Consider the following 25,189-nt stretch of genomic DNA (forward strand, 5'->3'; position numbering starts at 1 on the left):
AAGCGCTTTTCCTATTTACTAATCAAATTTTGGACTTCTTTAAAATTTGGACTCAATTCACTCCACACATCAAATTTATTTCCATCTAAATCAGCGAAAACGAAGTTTCTTCCAACATGACCTCTATTTTCAATATTCCCAACATGCATTTCTCTTCCCTTAAAGAAATTATGTAATTCCTCTAATGCATCGAGCCCATCCACCTCAAATGTCATCGAAAAACGTTCATTACCGTTACTATCGGTGAAATTCGAATTTTGATTTTCTGCAGCCTTCACTAAGAAAAAGCTTTGATCTGCTAGATTAAGAATCACCTTCTCTTCATCTTGATAGCTCAGTACAGCACCTAAATTATTTACATACCACTTTGCAGAAATGTCTACATTAGCTACTGGAATATAAGTAGTTCCAACCCGCAATAATTTATTGTTCATTATCCAAACTCCCTTCCATTTGTACTCTATATAATTCTATTAATAAAGACATTTTCCTCTTTTGTCCAATTTTTATAAAAATCCACAAAAAAACAGCAGAAACAAATTAGTTTCTGCTGAATCTTTAACTTGCAATGTTATTTAGATAAAACGAGCAATATCTTCTAATGGTAAACGAGATGAACCGAATGCTGGTGCTGCTGCTTTACCGATAGCGATTAATACGATTGGGAATTCATTTTCAGGTAATTCAAATCGCTCTGCAAATTTCACTTTATCAAATCCGCCCATTGTTACTGTATCGAAACCTTTTTCTTTTGCGATCAGCATCAATTGCATTGAAATTAGACCTGCATCAAAAGATGCGATACCTTGTCTTACTTCTAATGGTGCTGCTGGGTACATACGCATTGTATTGTTGACTGTGATGTTCTTTTGTTCTTCACCCATATGGCCTTCTTCTACATTTTGTGTGTAGATTTTTTCTACGTTTTTGTACATTTCAGCATCACCTAAAACGGCAATAACTGCTGAAGATGTTTCAATTTGTTCTTGGTTGTTACCAATTGCGCGAAGTTCTTTTTTCGTCTCTTCATCTTGAATAACAAGGAATCTCCATGGTTGTAGGTTACTTGAAGATGGTGCACTAGTTGCTTCTTTGATGATCTCTTCAAGTTGTGCTTGAGTCATTTTAAAAGTAGGATCGTATTTACGAACTGATTTTCTGTCTTCCATGATTGTATATAAGTTTTTTTCTGTTGTAGTTGTCATTATATTTCCTCCTAAACTTACTTAATGTAAGTTGATAAATAAATCTTACCATTAGTAAGTTTATACGTCAATAAAAAAGTTTTATATGTTACAATAGAGGAAAATGCATTCACATGCGGGAGGTTGTATTATGACTCAACCGAATTGTACACATAAATGTAGTAGCTACCATCAAGCAATCGAATTTATCGGAAAGCGCTGGATGGGAATGATTATTTATTCTCTGTTATCAGGTCCTAAACGTTATCATGAAATTCACACTTTAATTCCTGGAATTTCTGACCGCTTACTAACAGAACGCTTAAATGAATTAGTAGATGCTGGCTTAATCAATAAAAAGCTAATTGACTCTTCCATTAAAAAAGTAGAATATGAGTTAACACCAAACGGTTTGGCATTTAATGACGTCATTTTATCTATTCAGAAATGGATTGATCTATGTGATTTTGAAAAGCAAACGAATGAATCAAAATAGTTATAGCATTTCTTATTATCAAAAAGTACGAAAAAAGCCATTCATCTAAGTTAAGACTAGATGGATGGCTTTTGTTTATTACAACTAAGAGTTGCATTTGTTTTAGTTCGATTTATATATTTTTTAACTTTTTCTCATTTAAATAATCTTTATAGACTAAAACAGCTACAACAATAAAACTTAGACTAACAATCCGGAATATCATTTCTAAACTAATCCATTCAGCTAAAATACCTAATACAAATGCGCTAACTCCAACACCAACGTCAAAACTAGAAAAGAAGGTTGCGTTTGCTGTGCCGCTTTTTTCTTCACTTACCTTTTGAACCGTCCATGTTTGTAAACATGGCATAACCGTTCCATAACCTGCTCCAAATAAAATCGCTGCTATTATTAGACCAATATCATTTGATGCATAAGACAGCATAACAAGTGATAAAAACCCTAACATAGCTGACACAATGATGATAGACCACGGTCCTTTTTTGTCATACCATTTCCCAGTAAATGGACGTATTAAAGTTGCTACAGTTGCATTGATAAGGAAGAATAGAAAAATATGATCTATCCCCTTTTGCTTCCCAAAAAGAACTAAGAATGTAATAACCGCTCCAAAACCAAGTGTTGTAATAACTGTCAGTAACGCTGGAAACCACACTTCTCTCTCAAAAATCATATCCAAAAATCGAAATGGTTGCTTCTCACGCTTTACAGTTGTACGAGGTGCTTTTACAAATTGAAGCGCTATTACTGCCAATAAACTAAGTATTACGGAGGACCAAATTAAAACATCGAAGGAAAACGACTCATATATAAGGATACCAATACTCGGTGAAATGATAGCCCCGACCGTTGTAGAGATAGAAAAATACCCCATTCCTTCTCCTAACCGTGACTTAGGGATTAAATCGACTACCATTGTACTATTGGCTGTGGTTGATACTCCCCACGCTGCACCATGGAAAATGCGCAACAATAGAAAAAGCCATACAAAATTAAGAAATGGATACAGCATTGTAATAATCATTAAAGCTGCACTTGCACCAATGGCTAGACTTTTTCGTTGGTTATCGATTAAATAGTACCCTACAAAAGGTCTGATTAGAACTGCACCTATCGTAAATAATGTTGTCACTAGACCTACTTGAATGGTAGATGCATTTATACTTAACAAATAGGCTGGCAAAATAGGGAGCAACATATCAAACCCTATAAAAACTAAAAAGTTGCTAATAAATAAGAAAATAAATGGTTTACTAAAAATTCTTTGATTGTTCATATAACTATTCCTCGCTTCTAAATTATTCTCTAAGTTAGAAGCGTTAGGATCACTGAAACGTTTTTCAATTGTCTAAGGTTTTTAGTCAATTGATTCACCTTCTTTATTTAATAATATTTGGACAAAGATAATTTTTAAAGTATATCAAACTTTAACATTATAAACAAATTACTTTTTTTAACAACTCTATCGTCACTTTACATAAATGTAGCGATAATAAAACAGTTTAATTATGTATATAGAAACACAGAAACCATCTATCAGTTACTTAATAGATGGTTTCTGTGTTTCTAATTTGGAAAGCAAATCGTTAAAAATTAGCTATTCGAAAATGGAACCAATGAATTCCTACTACATTAGGAGATGAACAAACACCTTCAAATACTACACGATTAATTTCATATATAGTTGGTCCAATGACATTTATATCGTTGCCTATTTGATTAGACAATTGTAGAACCTCAAACACTGATTTTGCTGGTTCTTCGATCATAAGAGAGGTCTCGCAATTTAACTCAAACAACGTTTTATCTTTCCAATAAGGTTGTAGTGATACCACTTCAATATCCCCAATTTCTTGTTTTACTCGATTGATGACCTTTTGAGCCTTTTCTTTCGATTTTGCTTTAATATACATACGCCAACTAATAGTCTTAAACATTTTTGTCTCCTAAAAAATAATTAAACTGCTCTTTTCTACACTAACGAATATTGAAATATTCATACCTTTATTATACAAGTCCCAAATGTCGGAAAATTTCTACTCGTTCTTGCTTTGGTCATACAATAAATGATTTTACCACAGGTCAGTCCCTGCCCGCCTCGTAAATCTTCTGCGCCAGCATAACCGGTCTTGTTCGCGAATCAGTAAAGTGGTCACCGTCTCCGACGATTAAACGAGACTGGCCAAGCCGTATGGACATATGCGGATGCCAGCCGAAGCCCTCTCCTTGTGGTAATGCGTTGTCTTGGTAGAAATAGAGATAGCTTTTAGGCATAGACAACGCATAGAATGCTTTAAGATCCAACTTCTCGAAAAGCGGCTTAGCCGGTTCAGGAGTGACGCTTAAATACATCTGTTTGGCTTCGTCCAAAGTGGCCGTATTGACGAAAAAATCTCGAAACAGTGGAAATGGAAGCATAATCGTATCGTCCATCGAGCTAGCTCGGAGCTGCTCGAAACTTTGCCTCATTTGAGCCGGGAACTCGTCGACAACCGATTCGCCGTCTTTCAGTACGAACGCGTCCCAGAAGACAAGGCGCTTTATGCGGTCCGGCACCTGTTCTGCAACCTTTTGTATGACAGTTCCCCCGAAGCTGTGCCCGACTAGAACAAAGTTGCGTAGGTTCAGTTTCGTTATAAAATCAACGACGGACTTCGTAATCATCGCATGTGTGACATTTTTGTTCGGATCTTTACCGTGACCTGCGTATTCCGGCGTATATACGGCATGCCCTCGACTGCGCAGCACAGCCGCTACGCCGTCCCAGAAGTGAGCGTCAGCCCAAGAACCATGCACAAGCACGAAAGTAAGCCGTTGCTGTGCAGGTAAAAAGTATCTTTCATCCGATTCATTGCAGGGCCACCATCCTTCATAACAAGGGGGGCAATAATATCCGCGGGGCATAAACCTATAATCTAGACAAGGGTATTGATGATTTTTTTGAAGATAAGGAAACATGTACATAACATCCTTTCAAATCGACATATATTATCAGCTTATGCCCAATACTTTTGAGAGGTTCCCACAATCTATTCGCCTAAAAAACCCGCAATAGGTAACGATGGAGGAACTGAAATAAGGATACTGATTCCAAACTGTGAAAATAACAATTTTGTAGAAAAGGCAATTGTTTAACCACGACCCCAACAACCAATATGATAGGGCTCACCGTAATCGGTCTGTCTTCAGTGATAGCCCTCCCCCATCTTGTTGTTTTGAGTAAAATATAAAATACCCTCCAAGAATATCTTAGGAGAGTATCGTAATTTGAGTTTTTTCTAAAACCGATAAGGAAATTGCATGATAATAGCTGTTGAAATCATATCGAGTAGACCCTATTTGAATAAGAGTACACTGTACAACGTAACCATTCATCATTATAAAGTGATTCAAGACAGATGATAATAAACCAAACTATTAAAAAATACTCTCCTAAAAGCCTATCAAGGATAAAATAAAAAATTTCAACTCTTCTTATTTAGTAGAATGTAACATAAACTAGTGCCAATTAACTTCTCCCTATTTTCTCATGCAAAATAGTTGTTGACACCCAGAATAGTTTTGTTTACAATTTTCTTAATTTGATACGCAAACTCACAAGAATTCGTGAGTGGCGGAATTTTGTAGAGTTTTAACTCTGTTTCATTCGCCCGTCGTCTATTTATAGACGACGGGATTTTTTATTTTTTGGAGGGATTTTTTGAATAAATTGAAGTTTTCTTTAGTAGTTTTATTAGGAGCCTGTAGCTATGGAGTCCTATCTTCCATTCTTAAAATTGGATTTTTAAATGGATTTTCATTTCCTGAACTTTTAGGTGGACAATATATATTTGGCTGGTTTGGACTATTATTACTTGTTATTACCTTTTCTCGTCATAAAGTATCCTCAAAAAATATATTATCGTTGTTAGCAGTTGGGACAACAATGAGTTTAACAAGTATTTTTTACGGACTTTCTGTAAAAGAATTACCTGCATCCATTGCTATTGTGTTGTTATTTCAATTCACTTGGATGGGTGTTCTAATTGAAGCAATTGCCAATAAAACTTTTCCAAGTCGTGAGAAGGTATTGTCCATTCTCATTTTATTTGTAGGAACGGTGTTTGCTGGTGGTGTATTTGATGGATTAGGACAGCAATTATCTATAAAAGGAATCATCTTTGGTTTACTAGCAGCTATAACTTTTTCCTTATATATATTTGCAAGTGGACGTGTTTCTACTGAAGTACCAATCTATTCGAAAAGCTTTCTTATGACAACGAGTGCAACACTCTTTGTTTGCTTAATATTTCCCCCGACATACTTGACTGATGGTACACTGCAGGCTGGATTATGGAAATATGCTTTAATCCTAGGTTTCTTTGGTGTTGTTATACCAGTTATATGTTTTTCCATTGGTGTACCAAAAGTAGGGACAGGCCTTGGTACAATTTTAGGAGCTGTCGAACTCCCAACAGCAGTTATCGCTTCTATTACACTTGTTCATGAAGTCGTATCGCCTTTACAATGGATTGGAATCATTTGTATTTTATCAGGAATTTTCATACCTCAAATATTAAAAGTACAAAAAGAGAAGAAACAAATCCGTTTTCGTGAAGAAACTACAGAACTTTAGGCTAGGTAACTATGAAGTTCCACTAACTAAAATCAACTTTTGATGTTTTCAAAAAAGAATCCATTTTGAACAAACCTTTTCAAAACGGATTCTTTTTATTTGATATAAAATATTTCATAATACTACTTATTATGGTTTCAGTTTCTCAACAGAAACAATTTAACATAATGCCTCATATGTAATTCCAAAAATACTCTGGTCACTGTACTAGTTCAATCAAATCATCAGTACTATTAGCTAAACCAACCTTTTTCATATAGCCACCTCTAATCCTTCTCCTATATATATTAAACTCAAAGAATAGTTTATAAGACTAATGCATTTTATGTATTTTACTCATCTTTTAATAAACTTCAAATTTCATTTTCCTCATACGTTCTTTTCTAAATATCTCTTTAGCATCTTTATAATTCACTGGAACAATAGGACGCATTATAGCACTTAATCTAATATTCGATTCTATAACATCTACACACGTATATTCTACCAATCTATAAAAGTATCTATTTTGTTTAATAGTTACAGGTAGTATATTCCCTAACTTAAAATCGCATATACGCGAATCATCAAACTTACACTGAATACTTACCTCTATTTCATCTCTAGCCCTAGATTTTTCAAACTCAGTATCATGTGGTATAAATTGATTTTTAGTAAGATCTTGCACTATATAAACTATCTCAATCATTTTTTCTTGCGTAATCTCAAAACACTCAATACCTATAATCAAATAGTATTTCTCATCGATTTCACTTACTTCACCAATTTTCTTTGTACTTTCAAAAGGATAAAAACTAACTTTCATTTTTCTGATTACACCTAAATCTATATCAAGCAATATTACCACCTCATTTATAATTTTCCATATATGAAAAGCTTGTTTCATTTACACCAATAACTTATGTAAGTATTTATTTGCCATCAAACTTTGTATTGAACAAAATGTATCTCAATCATATTTACTCTTCTTCTACCTTTACCCGTTTTCTTCATTCTCGAATCATCTGAGAACGTTTTAGATTTAAACAAACTAATAAATTTATTTGGAATTACTTTTAAAACGTATTTTATTAACCTAAATAAAAAAGTATCTATTCAGATAATTCTATCTAATAAAATCGAATTAGTATATACAAATATTGTAAAGGTATAAAAAAATAGTTAACAACTCCGATATTCCAATATAACGATAGTGATTGGCCTTCTTTCAACAATTATTCAATTGCATTCAAAAAGTATATATATAAAATGGCTAGTGAAACTTTCCATTTACAAAAAGTTTCACTAGCCTCAAATGATTTGATTATGATTTCGTTACCTCATTTGGTTAAAGAAAGAATTTGTATGGGGATTCTCCCCACGTTTTTCAAGTAAATCTAGCCTATCAAGTATAATTATTACAACAATCTGAGTAAAAGAAAAGCTGAGATGAATGTATATAAAATACTATTATCTCAGCCTCCATTCTCCTATTTAAAACTGATTTTTTCTTTCTTCTGCTTCAACTTTGTCTTGCATTTCCTTTTTCTTTACATATAATTCTTTGTTACGACGTTGATTTTTTTCTTGGAGATTTTCAAGTTCTTCTCCACTAGCAAATTCCATACTGATTTCTGCTTCACGAATATTTTTTTCCGTATTTTCAATCATGCTTTGTACGCTTGCCGCACTATTCGATTTGTTATTAGACTTTGGAAAATGTTGTTCTGCCATTTTTTGACCTCCTCATTCATTTAATTATTACTGTATTAGTTTGTTTTTCTTTGTACACTTTATACTGCAATAAAAAAGAAAGCCAGCCTTTGATAGATTCCAAACAACTCCATTAGAAAAAATTATTGAACTGAATTGCCTAAGAAAATTTGAATTCTGATTCGGATGAAATTACACCTCTTACACCTTACGTCAATTTAATTCATAAGATAAGATATACACTTTTAGTTAGGAGGAATCCAATTGTATTACAGTCCTTATCCATATGTTCTTTATGCAAATCACTATCCACAATGGGTCATGGCAAATCATTCTTCACCTACTCAAATCTCTAGGCAATTAGCAATGCCAACGAACCCAACAAACTCCAGCACATTTCCACCTGTAAATACACATAAGTTTAAGACTTCAGCAAAAGAGATACAGAACCTTATGCAACAAGCTCATCTGCTTGTAGATAAGATTTCAGTTTCAGAGCAATTTGCACATGATCTAATAGACGCTGCTCAACTTTCAAATAAAACAGAAGTCGACAAATTAATTGCATCAACAGGAATCACCATTAAATTCGATTCTAAATATACACCAGACAGTATTCGAATTAATTTGACTGAAAATGGTTGTTGTGGACTAACGATCATTTTAAATTGGTGACTTAAGAATTTACAAACATAATACCGAATATCAGCGCTACATGAATGAGATGGTAGCGATGCGAGCTGAAAATAAGGAGCTAAATGAGCGATTAGTAGGGTTAGAAAGCAAGATGCTACTTTAAAGGCTATTGAATCGGATAACGAAGGTAATGAACAAATGAACGAACTTATGAATGAAATTAAAAAGCTCACTGCAAAAATAGAATCGTTAGAAGAACAAAATCAACAAAAAAACCTTCTTTGTTAGCAAGATTGTTTAGAAAATAATATTCGTAAAAAAGAGACTCTTCACTAAGATGAAAAGCTTGATTTTTCAGAACTTAAATTGAGGAATCAGGCTTTTTGTTGTTCCATTCACCAAAATCAATTGCTAAATTGAAGACGATCTTCGTCACCTGGAACCAAAAAAGCCAAGAAGCATAAATAAATAGATAAAAGCAAATCTATTTTTATGGGAGTGGATGGAATGAATACTCCATTATTTTTCGAATTAAAGCGGATTCAATCTCAGCAACAGAATAATAATAAGAATCTAATCGACCAGGAATTATATCGACTTCAAAATAATGACACAGTACATACCAAATCTCTTACAGAATCTGTGAAAGATATCGAAGAACAGGGAATAAAAAAAACGAGAATAGAAGATAAAGAAGAATGTAATGTAATTCCACCTTCTAATTTGGGAAATATCTATTCAAAAGAGAATATTATTCCATTTACTATATTTGTTGAAATTGATGATTTTCTTAGTCTACCTATTTCGGGTAATATTATTCAACAATCTGCACTATTCCTCGAAGACGATAATCAGACACAACAATCAGTGAGCAATTCACAGTTTATTCATACAGAGTTATCTTATCCTGATCCAATTCAATATAGGTTAGTCCGTTCAACAATTGATGAAATTATTAGTTTTACTTCTGAAAATGAAATGCAATATGAAGAGAATAGCATATATGAAACGATTGCTAATCCAATCCATATGCATTCACAAAAAAAGAAGGGTAAGCCAGAATGTACACATAATCATATAGAAGTGAGAGTCCCTGTAGTAGTAGGAGAGTATGAAATTGAAATAAATATGAGCAATCAAGTTTTCTTTGAACAGGAAGTTCTTGGTTTTAAAGAAATCTCTAAAAATGTTGAATTAAGAAATTTTAAATTTATTCCTAATCAATCTGGCAAATCATTAGATAATGGGACATACACGGTATCCAAAGGAAAAATAAAATTAGAAGGAAAAGTTTTCCAAAACTTCAGGTATTCAGCTAATACAAATCACAATGAAAATGCGTCGCAACAAAAGCAAAAGAATAATCGACTTCACCAAAGAATGGCACTTAACTTAACCGTTCATCTTTCACAAATACAGAAAATTAAAGCTACCTTATATGATGAATAAACTACAGAAATATCTCATTTTTGTCAGCTGGTTAGATAATAATTTGTTTCTTTATTCATGTTTTGTAAATAAATCCTGCTGTAAATGAATCAAATGACTATTCTATTAGCCTATTGGAGATTATTTATTCCACATATTTTATTATTAGAGTTTGAAAAAGCTCAAAAAATAATAGAGGTGAGGAAATGAAAAATTGTAATAACAGTAATAACAGTCAACAGCAACAGGCACAGCCACTGCAACCAGCATGCACAGTACCATCGACGCAACAAATTCCGGTGGCTGATAATGCAGTAGTAAATAATGAGACACCCAGTACGCCAATTATGAAAGTCCCAGTTGTGCTTGTAGAAAGGTCGCTGCAAATTGTCGTAGAATCAGATATTCCACTTGTTCCACCAGCAACAGAGATTAAACGTGTAACAAAGAATGCCTTTTTAAATCAAGTGAAGCTCGTTCCTGTAACATTTGTTCAAATTGATGACTCAAACTTCTTTGAAGTAACGAGAGCTAAATTATTTGTATCAGGGTTTATTCGGAAAAATATTGAGTATTCTACTAATGCGTGTCAAGGTGTATTACAAGATCGAATTGTTGAAGTACCGTTTTCTGGATTCGCTGAAATTACAGCAGGTGAATTCTTAAGTCCACCTGTTATTGGTCTTTCCGATAGTAAAAAAGCGTATTTCTTAAACGACACTAATGGTGAAGTACCTCGATTGGACAAAAACTTCTTCGCAAATTCTGTGACATACAACGAACAACCATATGGGGAATTAATTGGTGCTAATTTCTTTGAACTTGACTTCTCTCCAGTTACTGTTGCACCAGAAGGTCAGTTTGGAACATTACGTGAAAAAATCGTTATGGATGTTATTGTGAAAGTGTTACAAGTTCAACAACATCGTGTAGCTGCAACTAGAATCATACCAACTTTTGGTACTGGACTTGATTGTTAAATTGTACAAACAGTTTAATGTAAACGAAACTATGTGATTATCTCCTCAATCATAATAAGTTGAATTTTTTATGTAAAAACGTATGAAAATGTATATTTTCATACGTTTTTTTGTGCGGTTTTACGGGATTCTTCCTTTCGCGATACGCTAACATACACATAATGTACGATATTGGATGAAATGAGGGGTGGCTCTTGCCACATTAGAACTCATGGACAAACTCATCTGAAAAATGGCCTTTAGTACAAATATGTTATTTATCGATTGTTTCTTTAAATGATTTTCTCTGAGATTTTATTTTATTAATTTCAACTTTTAACTTTATCGAGTCTTCATTTAACTCAACTTTCCCGTTCTTCTGAAACTTTTTCCACGCCTTTATGTTTTTACGATATAAGTGCTCTGATAATCGATAAATGTCTATATCATTTTCCAATCCTTCTTCATAGGTATCTTTCACTTCTTTTTCAACTTCCTTTATTACTTCCTTTCGAATTTCATCAATTGTTACTTTGTCCTTAAACTCACTAATATTAAAATCCAATTTTATATGAACATCAAACTTCACTTTATCTTTATTAACAATTGGTTTCACTTTCACTTTTACTTTGTCTACTACCACTGTAAAGTGTTCATCTTCGTTTGGACCTACTTTGGACGTTACTTCTCCTCTCTTTGTATCATTTGTCATCCATTGTAAACCACTTGCCTTTTCTGCTGGGATAAAGCCTTTAAAGCTTTTAGGGGAAAGTACACCAACTCCCGATAATTCAACCTCGTTTTTGGTTTCTTTTTCTGTTTTCCACTTTGATATTGTAACGAAAGGAATACCTATTTCATAACTAGGTTCATTTAATCCAATAATCAAAGTTCGAAAATTAATTGGTTTAATAAAGGATTCTTGTTCATATGAATTTTCCGGATTCCCTAACTTTGACAAAGTTATAGATCTATTGAGATTTGGCGTAGTCAAAAGTATATCTTTTACAGGATCCTTAGTACCGTAAACCCATATTTGATATCTCGTTTCTCTATATCGGATAAAAGCATCGATAACCTGATTAGCTCTTCCATTTTTCAATACTTCTTCAGATAAAATAACATAAGAAAAAAAGCCCCACAGAACCATTTCATCCATTGAATGATATAAATTAAAAACCGCTTCATTAATGGTTTTACCTGAAGCATGCCCTACTTCAGCCTGCGGAACATTAGTAATGGGTTGTTCATTTTTTGCAGTAGTAGTAAAATCAATAATTTGAGCATATACCTCATATTTCCCGTCCTTATAATCCAACCCCATACCATGAAAATATAACATTCTTTCGGGTGCTTTTACATCCCAACAACCTGTTAGGAGAGTCGTGAGCACAATAACTAATATCAATATTCTCTTATTCATTTTTGACTTCTTTTGGACGTGATGTATCATCAATGAAGTTAGGAATTTGTCTTTTTAAATTGAGTGTAAACCAAAGAAAAAAAACATCTTCAGACTTCAAAAATGACTGTCTCAGTGTATTAAAATTTATTGACTCTTTGGCATATTCCATCCCACTCACTACTTTCCGCATTATTATTTTACTTAGAATTAAGTTATATTCATTTTGTTAGTTATCACCAATAACAAGAAATATTATAAGTAGGAATTTATAATGTACATTTTCTGATTTTATGTAATTTTTTATTAACTACAAATTGAACACTGGTAGATCAATTAAAAAGCTTCGTAAAATAGAAAAAAACCTTCAAGTTATTAACTTTGAAGGTTTTCTATTTCTATATTAATAATTCTTTCAATTACTGTGTTATCCATAAATAAGAAATAGTTAGTAAATGTACATCAATTTTTTCTTCACTTCAATGTTCAGAAATTGATACACGTATTTCATATCTTCTGTTTTACCATCATGAACATTTCTAATAGTATTACTAGAAGTAGTGAGATACCGAATAGTGGCATAACAATACCCAGCAAAATCATGATGATTATAAATCCAACAGAAACACCTTTTGAAGTGTTAGGCGGTGCAGAAAACTCACCTTTCTTTTTGCGAGATAGCCAAGTTTTAATACCCCAAAAAATGACGAAAACAAAGGCAAGACATACAATTAAATTAATAATTTTATTTGGCCATCCAAATAAATGCCCTTCATGTAAAGGAATTCCCCAAGTAAACCACTTAGCTAAGATACCATAGTCATCATAGCCGACTTTTGCGATCAACTTCCCATTATAATGATCAAAGTATGATGTCATTTCATCGTAAGGACTTACATCTAATCCAGTTACGCCTGTGTTACTACTTTTAGCAACTGTATAAACTCCATCTTCAGTTGAAGGGTAGACAATTGAATATGGTTTAGAAATTTCAGCATTCTCAACTTTTTTCATCAGTTGTTGGACACTTAGCATATTTTCATTTCCGGACATATCCATTCCCGACATATTCATACCTTTGTGAAGTGCATGCGGATCATCATTAGAAGATGCCGGTGCTGCATTTTTTCGAGTAGCCCACGGAATTTCACTCATATCTGAAGTAGGTGGGTTTACTTGTAATTCTGGATTACCAATAGAGGGATGCTCTTGTGAGGCTATATAAATAAAATTCCCCATAAAAGCCGACCAAGGTAATCCGGTAAGGATAATGACAAGCATCGGAATAGTAATAATTGTCCCTATAAGTGCATGCCATTTCTTATTTTTTTGACGAGTAGAAGCATTTTGTTTTTTCTTCAAAACCTTCCCTTTAAAAGTCATGTATACACCTGTAATTAGAAGGAATATAGCCCAACAAGCAGCTAATTCAACTAGATAATTGACAACTGTTCCTCCAACAAATAATGAACTATGAACATTTCGCATGATATTTGCAAATGTATATTTCGCATTTTGGGTCCCTACGATTTGATTATGTTCATCTAAGAAAACATATTTTTCATCGCCTTCTTTATTGCCCATCGTTAAACGTGTATTATATGGATCGTCAAGGACAATGATTTTAGATACTGAATATCCTGCATTTTGTTCTTTAGCTTTAGCTATTCCCTCATCAATCGTTAACTGTTCAGAATATGTACTATCACCAAAGAAGTAATCATCATATACATTATTTTCGACATTCGTATAGAACAAAAAACCAATTCCACTAAGTGTTAAAGTAAGTAGCAGTGGTGTAATAAATAACGCAGCATAAAAATGCCATCGCCAAAATCGATTATATAAACCCTTATTCATTTCTTTCCTCCTAGAAATAATCCCATTTTTATAGAACAATACTATTCTATAAAAAAAAAGTGAAATTTGAATGAAGTTATTCAACTTTTTTATTTATTGTCTCAAGTATTTTCTGGAATAGATTTTATCATCTTGATAAGCTGATTTGAGTATTAAGATGTGAACAATCATTAACCGCTCCATATTTCCAATATGTTACAATAACGAGACCCACTTACTCCTTTTCGCATTATAGAATTTAGCTCATTTTATTCAAAATAATTTAGCAAGATTAAGTGTAAATGAGTATATTAGTTTAAGTAGATACATCTAAAATACTAATAGATTAATACGATAAATTTAGGGGTGAATTAATATGGAATTCGCGAATTTTGCTCTTGGTTTTATGCAGATTCTTGCTCTTGTGTCGGTATTATATTTGATATTTTCATTCTTTTTTAGGGATAAAAAAGAAATTATTTCGGTTATTTTTAATTTCATTTTATTAATAATGATAAATTATTTCGTAATTACTCAAAAGGATTTTATGTTTGATAATTTCACCAATTATTTATATGGATTTATAGTACTGTTATTACTTATGTATTTTGTCTTTTTTAGAAGTTTGTATTCATATATAAAAACAAAGGCAACTTAGTTAGATTTACATCCGTATTAATAATGCTATTCCATGGATATAAGATTGCAGTTGAAACAATTTTTTTGAAGTACAAAAAAGCCATTCATCTAAGTTAAGACTAGATAAATGACTCTGGTTTATTTAATGCATGTGTTTATCCTAACTATTTGTTCATTATATGGAAGAACTATTCCCAATATAGATATGTAAATCAAATAGTCTTACATACTATATAATCACTGATTCATTAGAATATTGTAAGTCTCCTACCGCCTTCACACGAATTAACAATGCGTTGCCTGGTAAGTATGCGAGAGGGATGTCTTCAATCGAAATGATTGATATTGTTTTTTCATCTGCACCTGCTTTTAATGCTTCATAAGTTGCTAGATTCTTTGCATCTGTTATTGCTTCTTCTCGGTTCATTTTGTCTAAACTATAAATTCTTTCTACATCCCCACTCACTTGACCAAGTGCAGCTCCTATAGCATTTGCAGCACCATAGTGCTCTGGCATAATGACTTCTGAAACCCCTTTCAATGATTTTGAAACTATGATACTTCCTCCACCTGATAAAATAAGTGGTACATCTTTTGAGCTCGTCTTCATTTGATCAATAGCATCTTCTAACATCTCTGTCATCTGCTCATTTACTTTTTCACAGAATTCAGTGGATAGATGTTCTACTTGTTCTGCTCTATCTTCAAAGGCATACCCTAAACGCGTCACTATATCTGAAGTGGTTAGTACATCTCCACCAAAAATTATTGCCTTTTTCGTAATTTCGTAACCTACACTTTCTGGTCCAACAGTGATTTTTTCGTTATTATCAAGAATTCGAGTGCCTCCACCTAATCCAATAGATAAAATATCTGGCATTCTGAAATTCGTATTTACTCCACCAATGATAACTGCTAATGAAGATTCTCTAGGAAACCCTTTTGATAGTACACCAATGTCACTCGTTGTTCCCCCAACATCCAATACTATAGCATCATCTAACCCTGTTAGGTGAGCTGAACCTCGAATGGAGTTTGTAGGTCCACATCCCATCGTAAGAATCGGATAGCGTTCTGCATACGCTGCATTCATTAAAGTACCATCGTTTTGGCTAAAAAACATTTCAGCTTCGATATTTAGACTACTTAATGCTTTAGAGAACCCATTAATAACAGTCTGACCTGTAGTCATCAATGCTGCATTTAATATCGTCGCATTTTCACGTTCAAGTAAGCCAATACTGCCTATCGCATGGGATAGAGAAATAGGAATATCTCCAAGCTCTTCTCTTACCCAAGCTGCCACTATTTCCTCTTGTTCTTTATTTACTGGGGCATATACACCTGAAATAGCAATACTTTCTGCTTTACCACTGATTTCTCTACAAAACTTAGACACTTCTTCTTTATCCAACTCAGCTATTAAACGTCCATCAAATTCATATCCACCTGAAACAATGATAGATGCTACTTCAATTTTTTCTCTTATGTCTTTTGGCCAATTAGTAAACGGAGGAATGGCTGTTGTAGCTGGCCTGCCAATTCTTATAACACCAACTTTATCTAAACGTTTACGCTCGACGATGGCATTTGTACAATGGGTAGTACCAAGCATGGCATATTTAATATTGTTACTATCCACTTTACTTTCTCTCACCACTTTTGCAATTGCGTCGATGATTCCACTTTCCACGTCTTTAGTAGTTGGTACTTTCACCGTATGAAAAACTTTTAAATCTTCATCTATTAATGCTGCATCCGTATTAGTTCCACCAACATCCAATCCTAAGCGATACATTATACTCTCTCCTTTTGTAACTCTTCAACTGGCCGATACTCAAAATCATATCCAAAATAATATGGTCCTACTGTTTCAATACCCTTTTTAGTTCTCCATTTACTATGACATGGAAAGGCTACAACCACTACTCGGGCTCCATATTTCATCCGCTCTGTTGTTATAGGAAAACCAGTCTCTGCATCTAATACTGCAATTAAATCTGGTGTTGAACATAATAAATGCTCGCCTTCTTTGGCCACTAGATGCTCATTTTGAAAATCGATGCTAAAAGATCTTCCTTGTTCATTTCGTATGCCTTCAAATATTGCCTTTCCTCTTGTAAAGCCTCCAACTAATCTACGTTCTATGTCTGTAACTTTTGCTTCAAACAATTGATAGCCTTTTAATTCCTCTAACATTTTATTAATACCTTGTCGTTCCTTACCTTTGTTTTCAAGTAGATACCCGCCAATTGTTTCAGCTAATGTAAGGGTTCCAGGAATAGCACTGCGCTTTACTTCCTTTCCTAATAAACCATAATCACAGATAGAAGTACTTCCTCCCATTTCTATCGTAATAACACGTGCTAGTCTTTCGTGCCAAACTCCATCTCGGGGATATAATACGACTACATTTCCTTTTTCATCAGACATAGTAACAGGTGAAGATTCTAAACCATCTAGATGAAAAGTGACCATTTGGGCTTCAGGGAAGGCACGTCCCATAGCATCTGCATCTAATAACGGTAAACCCTTTTTAGCAGCTGCAATAATAGGGAACAGGGAGTTAATACCCCCTATCTCAATAGGCATCACTACGTCAACCTTTTTTCCTATCACCTCTTCAAACTTATCAAGTGGTGCAGTGAATTCAATTTCTGACGGAATTTTCTCAATCGTTACAGAGGGGGCACCCATCCCAGATATAGGAACCACTATCTGACTATCTTTTAACTCATCTAATGAGATCAGTGCAACTGGCCCATATTTACGTATCGCTTCTTTTGCAATCAGCTTTCCAATATAGGGATCTCCACCTCCACCAGTACCTAGAACAGCAGCTCCTAATGCAATTTTTTCTATAGCTTCTTCATCAATGTATCTCATTTTGTAAAGTCCCTCTTTTCATATTTGCTTATCGATGTTAAGTTGAGGAATTGAATCTTTTTGATTGGATAATTTCCCTAGTATCGTTTGTACAACAAACCCTATTAAAAAGCCGTCTAAAGGAGGAACAGTTGTTAGAGAAAATAACGCTAGTCCCGTAGGTTGTGCCGTTGTCAAATAAGTAACGACCATTCCTATAATCCAAGCAATAATTGAACGAGCAACTATTGGCTGAGCCTCCTGCTGATTCTCGTATCGTTTAAATTCAGTTTTCACAGTATAAAATTCAGAAACATAAATTCCACCAATTGGCGCAAGAACTACGGCTAAAATATTTAGGAACGAGATAAATTGTTCAAAAATACCGAGAACTGCCAGGCTTGTTGCTATTAATCCTAGAATAATGGTTAACAACTTTTTTGATATTTTCGGAAACACTATTGAAAATCCAAGAGACGAGGAATATAGATTAGTAGTATTTGTTGTCCATTGTGCCAGTGTTAATACTAAAATCCCTGGTATGGCCATTCCCAATATTATAAAAATTCGCATCATATCATCAGTTCCGATATAGCTTGTCAACAGAATGGCTATGATGATCATAAAACTATTACCTAAGAAAATTCCGAAAAATGTGGAGATAATAGCATCCTTTTTGCTCTTAGCCCATCTGGAAATATCCGGTGAAATAGTTACACCTACAATAAAAATACTGATAACAAGGGAAACTGCGCTACCAAATTTAAAAGCTCCTGTATTTTGAATTTCAACAGGGAATGAGTAGTCTTTTAAAGTTAAAAATAAGGTTATTAACATGATGCCCAATAAAAGTGGCACGGACCACACACTTAATTTTTCAATCGCACGGAATCCATAAACAGCAGTTGTCATCATCAAAATACCACCAATAAAAGATAGTACCTTCACATTGATAGATAGATCAAACGATTCTAATAAAATAGTGTGGGCGTTTTCTGCAAAAAAACCTACTTGAACACCAAACCAACCTAATAAAGAGATACCAATAACAAGGGAAAATGCCAGTGCTCCATACTTCCCAAATACATACTTTGTAATCATAGAAGTGGACAAATTGGTTGAAGCACCTACGATTGCACAAATAGAACATAAAATAGCTAGAAGAAATGATCCTACACACACCGATAAGATAGCTTGATTTAATGCCATTCCGTTTGCTAATTCAGCACCTAATAAAACAGAAGCTAAATCTACACCTATAGCAACTAATACAGAGAACATGGAAAACCACGATTTACGCAAATGTACCGGTACAGCTTCTCGTTCGTAATCTAATACCTTTTCACCTTCGTCCATTCATGTACCCCCCTTGTTTTTTCACTCAGTTATTCTTTACAAATACCATTCCAATAAATGTTCCACGTCTGCTCAAAGCGCTTTTTGAATTTTTCTTCTTCGTAATAGTACAATTCCAAAAAGATACCATCCATTAAACAAAGGAACGAGGCAATTAAGTCATCTACAGGTTGCCTTTTGATTACACCTTGCTCTATTCCTCTAGTGAAAATTCCCAATAGAATTTCATAATAGAATTCCTCCTTTTCGTTAAAGGTTCTTTTTATGTCATCGTTTAATTCATGAGGTAGGAAAAAAGCAAGCCTCATATATGCCGCTGTTTTTTCAGGTTTACTCAAATGATAGTCACTTACATCCTTTATCATTTGATAAAGCAATTGCTTTACAGTCGCATTCTCCAAATTTGCCATCGACAGTTTAATGAATTGAAATTGATCATCCAACAAATCATTATATACAGCCATAAACAGATCTTCTTTGCCCTTATAAAACGCATAAATGGACGGTGTTTTTATACCTACTTCCGTAGCAATACTTGCAAGTGTGGCTCGTTCATACCCTTTTTCAGCTAATTGTTTACAAGCAACTTCTTTAATTTTGTTTTTCGTCATGTTCACATCACCTAACTAATTTAGTTAGGTAAATTATAATTTAAGTTTTCTAAATATTCAATATTTTTTTGAAATAGAATTTCTCATACTATTATTTAATATGTTTTCTTTAATATATCTCTTTAAGCTACTTTTTAAGGCAAATTAAAAGAATCCATTTTGATATTATTAATCAAAATGGATTCCTTAGTTGTAACTAGAGATTAAGCTCAAACAACAAAAGTGCTGAAGTTAAGCAGAATCTCTGCTAGCTTCAGCACTTTTGTTGCTTTTTTTAAAACAGCTTTTTATTAAAAGATAGCGATAATTTTGTCTAGTATTCCCGTAATATCCAGGAATACTATGAAAATTACTAATGGAATAATATATCTCATGATAAAGAACCAAATGTTAAATGCAGTGGCCCCTAAACTAGAATGCTGCAATACTTCTTCTCGCAATTTACTTTTCTTAATCTTAAGTGGTACGAAAATAGAGATTAAAAACACGCCAAGTGGCATTAAAATATTACTAACTAAATAATCAGCGGAATCAAATATATTCTTCGAGAAGATTATAATATTATCAAAAACACTATATGATAATGCTGATGGTACTCCAACTGCGAAGATTAAAACCCCTATAATATATGCGTATTTTGTTCTCTTCTCTTCTTTCCCTTTAACTAGAGAAGCTACAATAATTTCTAACATAGAAAATGCCGAAGTTAATGTGGCAAATAAAAATAAGGCTAAAAACCCTAATAAGAAAGCTTCTCCGAAAATGATTTGATCAAACACAGCAGGTAATACAACAAACAGCAAACCAGGTCCTTCAGCAGGTTCTAGACCTAGTGAAAATACAGCTGGGAAGATTGCTAAACCTGCTAATAAAGCGATGAATAAATTCATTGAAACGATTGAAATTGCCGGTTGAATTAAGCTTTCTTTTTTTGAAAGATACGAACTATAAGTAACCATAACTGATACACCGACACTTAGGGAGAAGAAAGCTTGTCCCATTGCATAAAGAATACTTTGAGATGTGATACTTGCAAAATCAGGTGCTAAGAAGAATTTTACACCTTCCATAGCGTTATCAAGTGTAAGTGAACGAATGATAAGAACAAAAAACAGGATAAATAAAGCGGGCATCAAAATTTTACTTACTTTTTCAATTCCATTTTGAATCCCTTTTGCTACAACTAAAACAGTGAAAGCTAAGAATACAAATTGAGCTCCAATAACTAACATTGGATTTCCAATCGTATCGTTAAAGACAGATGCATAATCTGCGCCTTCACTAATAATTCCACCAAACAAACCTTTTGCAAAATATATAACAATCCAGCCACCAATTACACTATAAAAAGACAATAGTAGGAAACAAGTGAAGACCCCTAACTTGCCAATCCAATGCCAATTAGTATTTGGAGCTAAAGTACGATATGCACTAACTGCTTCCTTTTGCGTACTTCTACCAATGACAAACTCTGCTAACAACAGCGGAAAACCTATGAATAAAGAAAATAGGATAAACAGTAGGAAGAATGCTCCCCCTCCACTGATACCAGTCACATAGGGTAGCTTCCATATTGCGCCTACCCCTATAGCTGAGCCTGCTGCGGATAAAATAAAACCAATCTTAGATGACCATTGCTCTGATGTTTTAATGCTAACCAATCCAATCTATATATATTACGTCTTATCCTCATACAAAACGAAGAAAAAGACAAAAAAGCCACGTCTCTATCTTTAATAGATAGGGACGTGGCTGTGTTCACGCGGTACCACCCTAATTGGAAACATATCTAGTTTCCCACTTACTTGGTAAAATAACGGTTTAATCCGTTTTTATACTACTATCTCTAAGTTGTAGTATAAAAAAAGCTCTAAGAATGAAATTCACCAAAGTCTATGTATCAGTTTCCACCAACCACTGATTCTCTGTCAACAGGGAGACCCGGCTTAATATGTTCTTGTCATCGCTCATTTGCTATTTAGAATATTAAACGAAATTATAGTATGAGAAAACCTTAAGGTCAAGACTTTTTTTCAGACTTTTAATATTATTCAACTTAATTACTTCTCTGCGTCTATTTTGCAAACTACAGTTCACAGTCATTTTCTAAGTTCAAAATCTGTGATTTATCCCGATAAATAAAAGGATCATTTACAGTGTAGAGATAATAAAGCCGTTTAATTTTATATAACAAAATCAATATCCTCACAACCACGAAATGTTTTAGAAAGGTTTGAAGTTATGTAATTAATTGTTGAAAGCCGAACATTTACGTTTGCACAAATTATAAAGAAAATTTCCCACCATGATAACAATAGTAAGTTTCAGCATTAAGATTTTTAATCTTTCTTAACGACTGCTGTGCATTATCGACATCTAGACAAAAGTTTGGATTTGCAATGATCAATTCCTGTTTTTCATTAACAGCTGCATCACCAGTAATTACGCTATTCAAACTGGGGAAATACAATGAAATATGCCCCGAAGTATGCCCCGGTGTAGCTATTATCCTACATTTGTCATCTAATAACCTATCACCATCATGTACCTTTTCATCAATTGAAACATACTTCAAATTCTTTAATTGTTGTATAAACCATTTACCAAATTCGACTTCGTTATTCGGCATGTTCTTTAGCATTTCTTCAGCTTGAATCAATCTCTCTGACTTCATTTCACCACTTATGTATTTTGATTCATTTTCACTAGCTATTATGTTAATCCAAGGATACTTTTCTTTGAATTCATAAAGGGAACCTATATGGTCATCATCATAGTGAGTAATAATTATATTCTTTAAATTTTTCACTTCATATCCATTTTTTAATATTTCATTTTCAATTAAAGGTAAGAAATTTGTATACCCTGTATCGACCAAAGTTAGTTCATCATTTAATATAATTAAACTAGGATAAATGTGATTTTTTTGTCCATTAAATTCAAATTCAATTGGTAGCTCTATTATCTTCATTTTCTTCCCCCATTACTGCATATAGGTGATATTCTCTAACCGAATATGCTCTACATTTATTATATTTGATATAGAAAAAAACAATAAAAACAAACTCTAAATTTTTCTTAAGAGCTAAATTTAAAATATTGATTATTTTTACATATTACCATGAAATAAGAAAAAAGAGGTGAACTCATTTTATCAATTTAGCTGTTTATGAGCGTTTCATAAAGTTAAAAAAATCACCTCCTTTGACGTAAAAAGCAACGACAATAAGAGGTGAAAATTTAATCTATTTTATGACTCGCCCAAAATTATTTTACATCATCTTCATCAAATCTTGCTTTTGAAAATCCTCTTCCAAGTATTTCAGATGCATTTAGGAAAATGACAAATGAATTGGGTTCTCTATCTAATAAAAGCTTCTTGAAATAAACTGCTTCTGATTGTTCTACTACGCATAAAATCATTGTTTTTTCTTGGTTAGAATAACCACCGAGTGTCTTAATTTTCGTCAAGCCTCTATTGATTTCATGCTTAATAATGGTTTGGATTTCTTCTTCTTTATCGGTAATAATCAATACTAATTTCGTTGGTGATGTTTGTAGCTGCACAAAATCGATTACTTTACTTGTTACATAGATGGCTATCATGGCGTAAAGCGCTAATTCAAAGTCAAATACTAGTGCTGAAGTAATGACCACTAATCCATCAACAAGTAGCTGTGCAAAGCCACTTGAAATCCCCGTGAATTTCTTCAATATTTGCGCTATTAAAGCTGTACCACCCGTTGATCCATTTCCTCGATATACAATTCCAAGACCAACACCTAACATAATTCCTCCATAAATAGCACTTAACAAAGGATTATCAATAGGTAAATGGATACCAGCTGTTAACCAAATAACAAATGGGACAAACGTAGTACCGACAAGTGTTTTCCAACTAAAATCTTTCCCCACCACTAGAATGCCTAAGATAAACAAAGGAATATTGATCATCCATTGTACATAAGCGGGATTAAATTGAAACAGCTCGTATAGAATGGTGCTTATCCCTGAAACTCCTCCAGCCGCAAGTTTAGCGGGCAATAGAAACATATTGAATGCAAGACCAACAAGCGCTGCTCCCACCATGATTTGAATATATTCAATGATAACTATCTTCTTCTGATTTCTTTTGATCATATTTACTATACTCCCTCTTTGTTATAAATCCTAACTTATTCTAACAGAAAAGGGCCGTTAAAACATAACTTTTTATTCTATTATGTCTCTAAATATAGGTTTTAAGAACTAAAAAATAATCTATTCCACAATTTCACATTTTAGAAATATCAACCATATTCTAGTCATTAGAATCCAACTGTAACTATTATTCAAATAACATCACAACTGGCTCTTTCCCTAATAATGTTATGTACAAATGCAATTGCGCTCGGTGGTGATTTAGATGTGCTAAAATCTCTAATAGCCATTCAAACTGACTATAAGTTGTTCCCCAATACGATGTTGCTGTACTAAAAGCATCAGGTAGACTTTCATAATAACAAACTAATTCTTCATACCCCTCATTCAATTGTTCAAGTATTTCCTTTTTACTATTGACTGTATTAAGTTCATAAAATGCATTCATTTCTTCCATTGAAGCTTGCCCAATTATTTGAAGATCTGCCTTGCATATAATGGCTAAATGGCTCACTAAATCCACTACAGTCCGCTTTCCTTCAATTGGAACAATTTGAAAATCAGATTCATCAATCAATTCAATTAATGCTTTAATACTATTAATCGTAAATTGTATTTGATGGAATGTATTTTGTAGATATGTATTCATATTATTCACTTCCATTAAGAATTTATTTTAACACTAATATGTTTTCAAATTAATTAAAGTTCTTCCCAATCACTTCTTAACAAACTAAAAATTATAAGATCTTCATAATGGTCATATAACCATTGCCCGTCACGTTTAATCCCTTCTTGAAAAAACCCTAATCTCTTTGGAATTGTGATGCTTTTATGATTATTAGCTGCACACTGAATTTCAATTCTATGTAAATCCATTTCATTAAATAAATAGTCAACAATTGCACTTACACACTTAGTTATGATTCCCTTTCCTTGAGCTTCCTCAGATAGGAAATACCCTAGACTAGTAGATTTGTTATTCCAATCTATATAATGCAGTCCAATCATTCCAACCAGTTTCCCATTATATCGAATCCCTGCATCAAAACCATTATTATTGGCATAATTGTTTATCCACATTGGTATGATTTTCTCAAAATCTTCAGCTGATGTTCTTCTATCTACCCAAAGCAACCATTTACGTAAGTGTTCTCTATTAGTATCAACTAGCTGGTACAACTCTTCTTTATTATGTTGCTGTAACAATACAATATCGATTTGATTATCTATTTTGTATGAAAACATACTAGTACCCTCCTGTATTGTAAAAACAGCAGAAATCACTTGATTTCTGCTGTTAAAATTTATTAATGAAACTAGC

The 25,189-nt window shown here is 33.3% G+C and carries 23 protein-coding genes and 1 other annotated feature; of the genes, 5 read left to right on the forward strand and 18 right to left on the reverse strand.

The genetic code is table 11. The annotated features are described in order from the left end of the window. Positions 1 to 11: 11 nt before the first annotated feature. Both AMD00_RS04085 and AMD00_RS04090 read right to left on the reverse strand, forming a co-directional pair. Positions 12 to 434, reverse strand: a complete 423-nt coding sequence (locus AMD00_RS04085; RefSeq protein ID WP_053415799.1) for a VOC family protein — start codon at positions 432 to 434, stop codon at positions 12 to 14. Positions 435 to 575: 141 nt separating this feature from the next. After that, positions 576 to 1,205: a nitroreductase family protein gene (locus AMD00_RS04090; RefSeq protein WP_053415800.1), complete on the reverse strand. Its 630-nt coding sequence runs from the start codon at positions 1,203 to 1,205 to the stop codon at positions 576 to 578. A gap of 130 nt (positions 1,206 to 1,335) precedes the next feature. On the opposite strand from AMD00_RS04090, the gene AMD00_RS04095 reads away from it, so the two are divergent. Beyond that, a complete protein-coding gene (locus AMD00_RS04095) occupies positions 1,336 to 1,680 on the forward strand; it encodes a winged helix-turn-helix transcriptional regulator (RefSeq protein WP_245639435.1) in 345 nt (114 codons plus the stop codon). A 112-nt stretch (positions 1,681 to 1,792) separates the two neighbouring features. On the opposite strand, the gene AMD00_RS04100 is transcribed toward AMD00_RS04095, so the two are convergent. The 3 genes from AMD00_RS04100 to AMD00_RS04110 all read right to left on the reverse strand — a co-directional run bounded on the left by AMD00_RS04100 (position 1,793) and on the right by AMD00_RS04110 (position 4,641). After that, entirely contained in the window at positions 1,793 to 2,959 is a 1,167-nt protein-coding gene (locus AMD00_RS04100; protein ID WP_053415802.1) for an MFS transporter, read from the reverse strand. A gap of 310 nt (positions 2,960 to 3,269) precedes the next feature. Next, a complete protein-coding gene (locus tag AMD00_RS04105) occupies positions 3,270 to 3,620 on the reverse strand; it encodes a hypothetical protein (protein WP_053415803.1) in 351 nt (116 codons plus the stop codon). 145 nt (positions 3,621 to 3,765) lie between these two features. Further along, positions 3,766 to 4,641, reverse strand: coding sequence for an alpha/beta fold hydrolase (locus tag AMD00_RS04110; protein WP_053415804.1), 876 nt, complete (start codon positions 4,639 to 4,641; stop codon positions 3,766 to 3,768). A 742-nt stretch (positions 4,642 to 5,383) separates the two neighbouring features. Between AMD00_RS04110 and AMD00_RS04115 the strand changes: the two genes are divergently transcribed. Then, a complete protein-coding gene (locus AMD00_RS04115; protein WP_053415805.1) occupies positions 5,384 to 6,298 on the forward strand; it encodes an EamA family transporter in 915 nt (304 codons plus the stop codon). Positions 6,299 to 6,641: 343 nt separating this feature from the next. On the opposite strand, the gene AMD00_RS04120 is transcribed toward AMD00_RS04115, so the two are convergent. Both AMD00_RS04120 and AMD00_RS04125 read right to left on the reverse strand, forming a co-directional pair. Next, entirely contained in the window at positions 6,642 to 7,184 is a 543-nt protein-coding gene (locus tag AMD00_RS04120; RefSeq protein WP_169786308.1) for a hypothetical protein, read from the reverse strand. Between the two features lie 587 nt (positions 7,185 to 7,771). After that, entirely contained in the window at positions 7,772 to 8,011 is a 240-nt protein-coding gene (locus tag AMD00_RS04125; protein WP_053415807.1) for a hypothetical protein, read from the reverse strand. A 243-nt stretch (positions 8,012 to 8,254) separates the two neighbouring features. Between AMD00_RS04125 and AMD00_RS04130 the strand changes: the two genes are divergently transcribed. The 3 genes from AMD00_RS04130 to AMD00_RS04140 all read left to right on the forward strand — a co-directional run bounded on the left by AMD00_RS04130 (position 8,255) and on the right by AMD00_RS04140 (position 11,034). Further along, positions 8,255 to 8,665 carry a hypothetical protein gene (locus AMD00_RS04130; protein WP_053415808.1) on the forward strand — a complete coding sequence of 137 codons (411 nt, stop codon included), beginning with the start codon at positions 8,255 to 8,257 and terminating at the stop codon, positions 8,663 to 8,665. 468 nt (positions 8,666 to 9,133) lie between these two features. Continuing rightward, entirely contained in the window at positions 9,134 to 10,075 is a 942-nt protein-coding gene (locus tag AMD00_RS04135; RefSeq protein ID WP_053415809.1) for a BC_2427 family protein, read from the forward strand. Positions 10,076 to 10,260: 185 nt separating this feature from the next. Next, a complete protein-coding gene (locus AMD00_RS04140) occupies positions 10,261 to 11,034 on the forward strand; it encodes a CsxC family protein (RefSeq protein WP_053415810.1) in 774 nt (257 codons plus the stop codon). Positions 11,035 to 11,287: 253 nt separating this feature from the next. Here AMD00_RS04140 and AMD00_RS04145 read toward each other — a convergent pair whose 3' ends face one another. The 11 genes from AMD00_RS04145 to AMD00_RS04200 form a co-directional block, all read right to left on the reverse strand. Beyond that, positions 11,288 to 12,436, reverse strand: a complete 1,149-nt coding sequence (locus AMD00_RS04145; RefSeq protein WP_053415811.1) for a Ger(x)C family spore germination protein — start codon at positions 12,434 to 12,436, stop codon at positions 11,288 to 11,290. Positions 12,437 to 12,922: 486 nt separating this feature from the next. Beyond that, on the reverse strand, positions 12,923 to 14,275 hold the full coding sequence (locus AMD00_RS04150) for a PepSY-associated TM helix domain-containing protein (RefSeq protein ID WP_053415812.1): 1,353 nt from the start codon (positions 14,273 to 14,275) through the stop codon (positions 12,923 to 12,925). 847 nt (positions 14,276 to 15,122) lie between these two features. Beyond that, positions 15,123 to 16,691 (reverse strand): ROK family protein, encoded by a 1,569-nt coding sequence (locus AMD00_RS04160; protein ID WP_211258606.1) that lies wholly within the window; start codon positions 16,689 to 16,691, stop codon positions 15,123 to 15,125. Then, the gene (locus tag AMD00_RS04165; RefSeq protein ID WP_053415815.1) at positions 16,691 to 17,779 is read right to left on the reverse strand and encodes a DUF917 domain-containing protein; all 1,089 of its coding nucleotides are present in this window, start codon (positions 17,777 to 17,779) and stop codon (positions 16,691 to 16,693) included. The genes AMD00_RS04160 and AMD00_RS04165 overlap by 1 nt, the downstream gene beginning before the upstream one ends. A gap of 18 nt (positions 17,780 to 17,797) precedes the next feature. After that, on the reverse strand, positions 17,798 to 19,114 hold the full coding sequence (locus tag AMD00_RS04170; RefSeq protein ID WP_053415816.1) for a cytosine permease: 1,317 nt from the start codon (positions 19,112 to 19,114) through the stop codon (positions 17,798 to 17,800). A gap of 29 nt (positions 19,115 to 19,143) precedes the next feature. Further along, on the reverse strand, positions 19,144 to 19,725 hold the full coding sequence (locus AMD00_RS04175; protein ID WP_053415817.1) for a TetR/AcrR family transcriptional regulator: 582 nt from the start codon (positions 19,723 to 19,725) through the stop codon (positions 19,144 to 19,146). Between the two features lie 290 nt (positions 19,726 to 20,015). Further along, on the reverse strand, positions 20,016 to 21,377 hold the full coding sequence (locus AMD00_RS04180; protein WP_053416780.1) for a sodium-dependent transporter: 1,362 nt from the start codon (positions 21,375 to 21,377) through the stop codon (positions 20,016 to 20,018). An 87-nt stretch (positions 21,378 to 21,464) separates the two neighbouring features. Then, positions 21,465 to 21,698, reverse strand: a binding site (T-box leader). Between the two features lie 311 nt (positions 21,699 to 22,009). After that, the gene (locus tag AMD00_RS04185) at positions 22,010 to 22,696 is read right to left on the reverse strand and encodes an MBL fold metallo-hydrolase (RefSeq protein ID WP_053415818.1); all 687 of its coding nucleotides are present in this window, start codon (positions 22,694 to 22,696) and stop codon (positions 22,010 to 22,012) included. 296 nt (positions 22,697 to 22,992) lie between these two features. Next, complete coding sequence (locus AMD00_RS04190) at positions 22,993 to 23,865, reverse strand: YitT family protein (protein WP_053415819.1); 873 nt, start codon at positions 23,863 to 23,865, stop codon at positions 22,993 to 22,995. Between the two features lie 187 nt (positions 23,866 to 24,052). Then, the gene (locus tag AMD00_RS04195) at positions 24,053 to 24,514 is read right to left on the reverse strand and encodes a DinB family protein (protein ID WP_053415820.1); all 462 of its coding nucleotides are present in this window, start codon (positions 24,512 to 24,514) and stop codon (positions 24,053 to 24,055) included. A 53-nt stretch (positions 24,515 to 24,567) separates the two neighbouring features. Next, positions 24,568 to 25,113 (reverse strand): GNAT family N-acetyltransferase, encoded by a 546-nt coding sequence (locus tag AMD00_RS04200; RefSeq protein ID WP_053415821.1) that lies wholly within the window; start codon positions 25,111 to 25,113, stop codon positions 24,568 to 24,570. Positions 25,114 to 25,189: the final 76 nt, after the last annotated feature.

Source organism: Viridibacillus arvi (assembly GCF_001274945.1).
Lineage (GTDB): Bacteria > Bacillota > Bacilli > Bacillales_A > Planococcaceae > Viridibacillus > Viridibacillus arvi.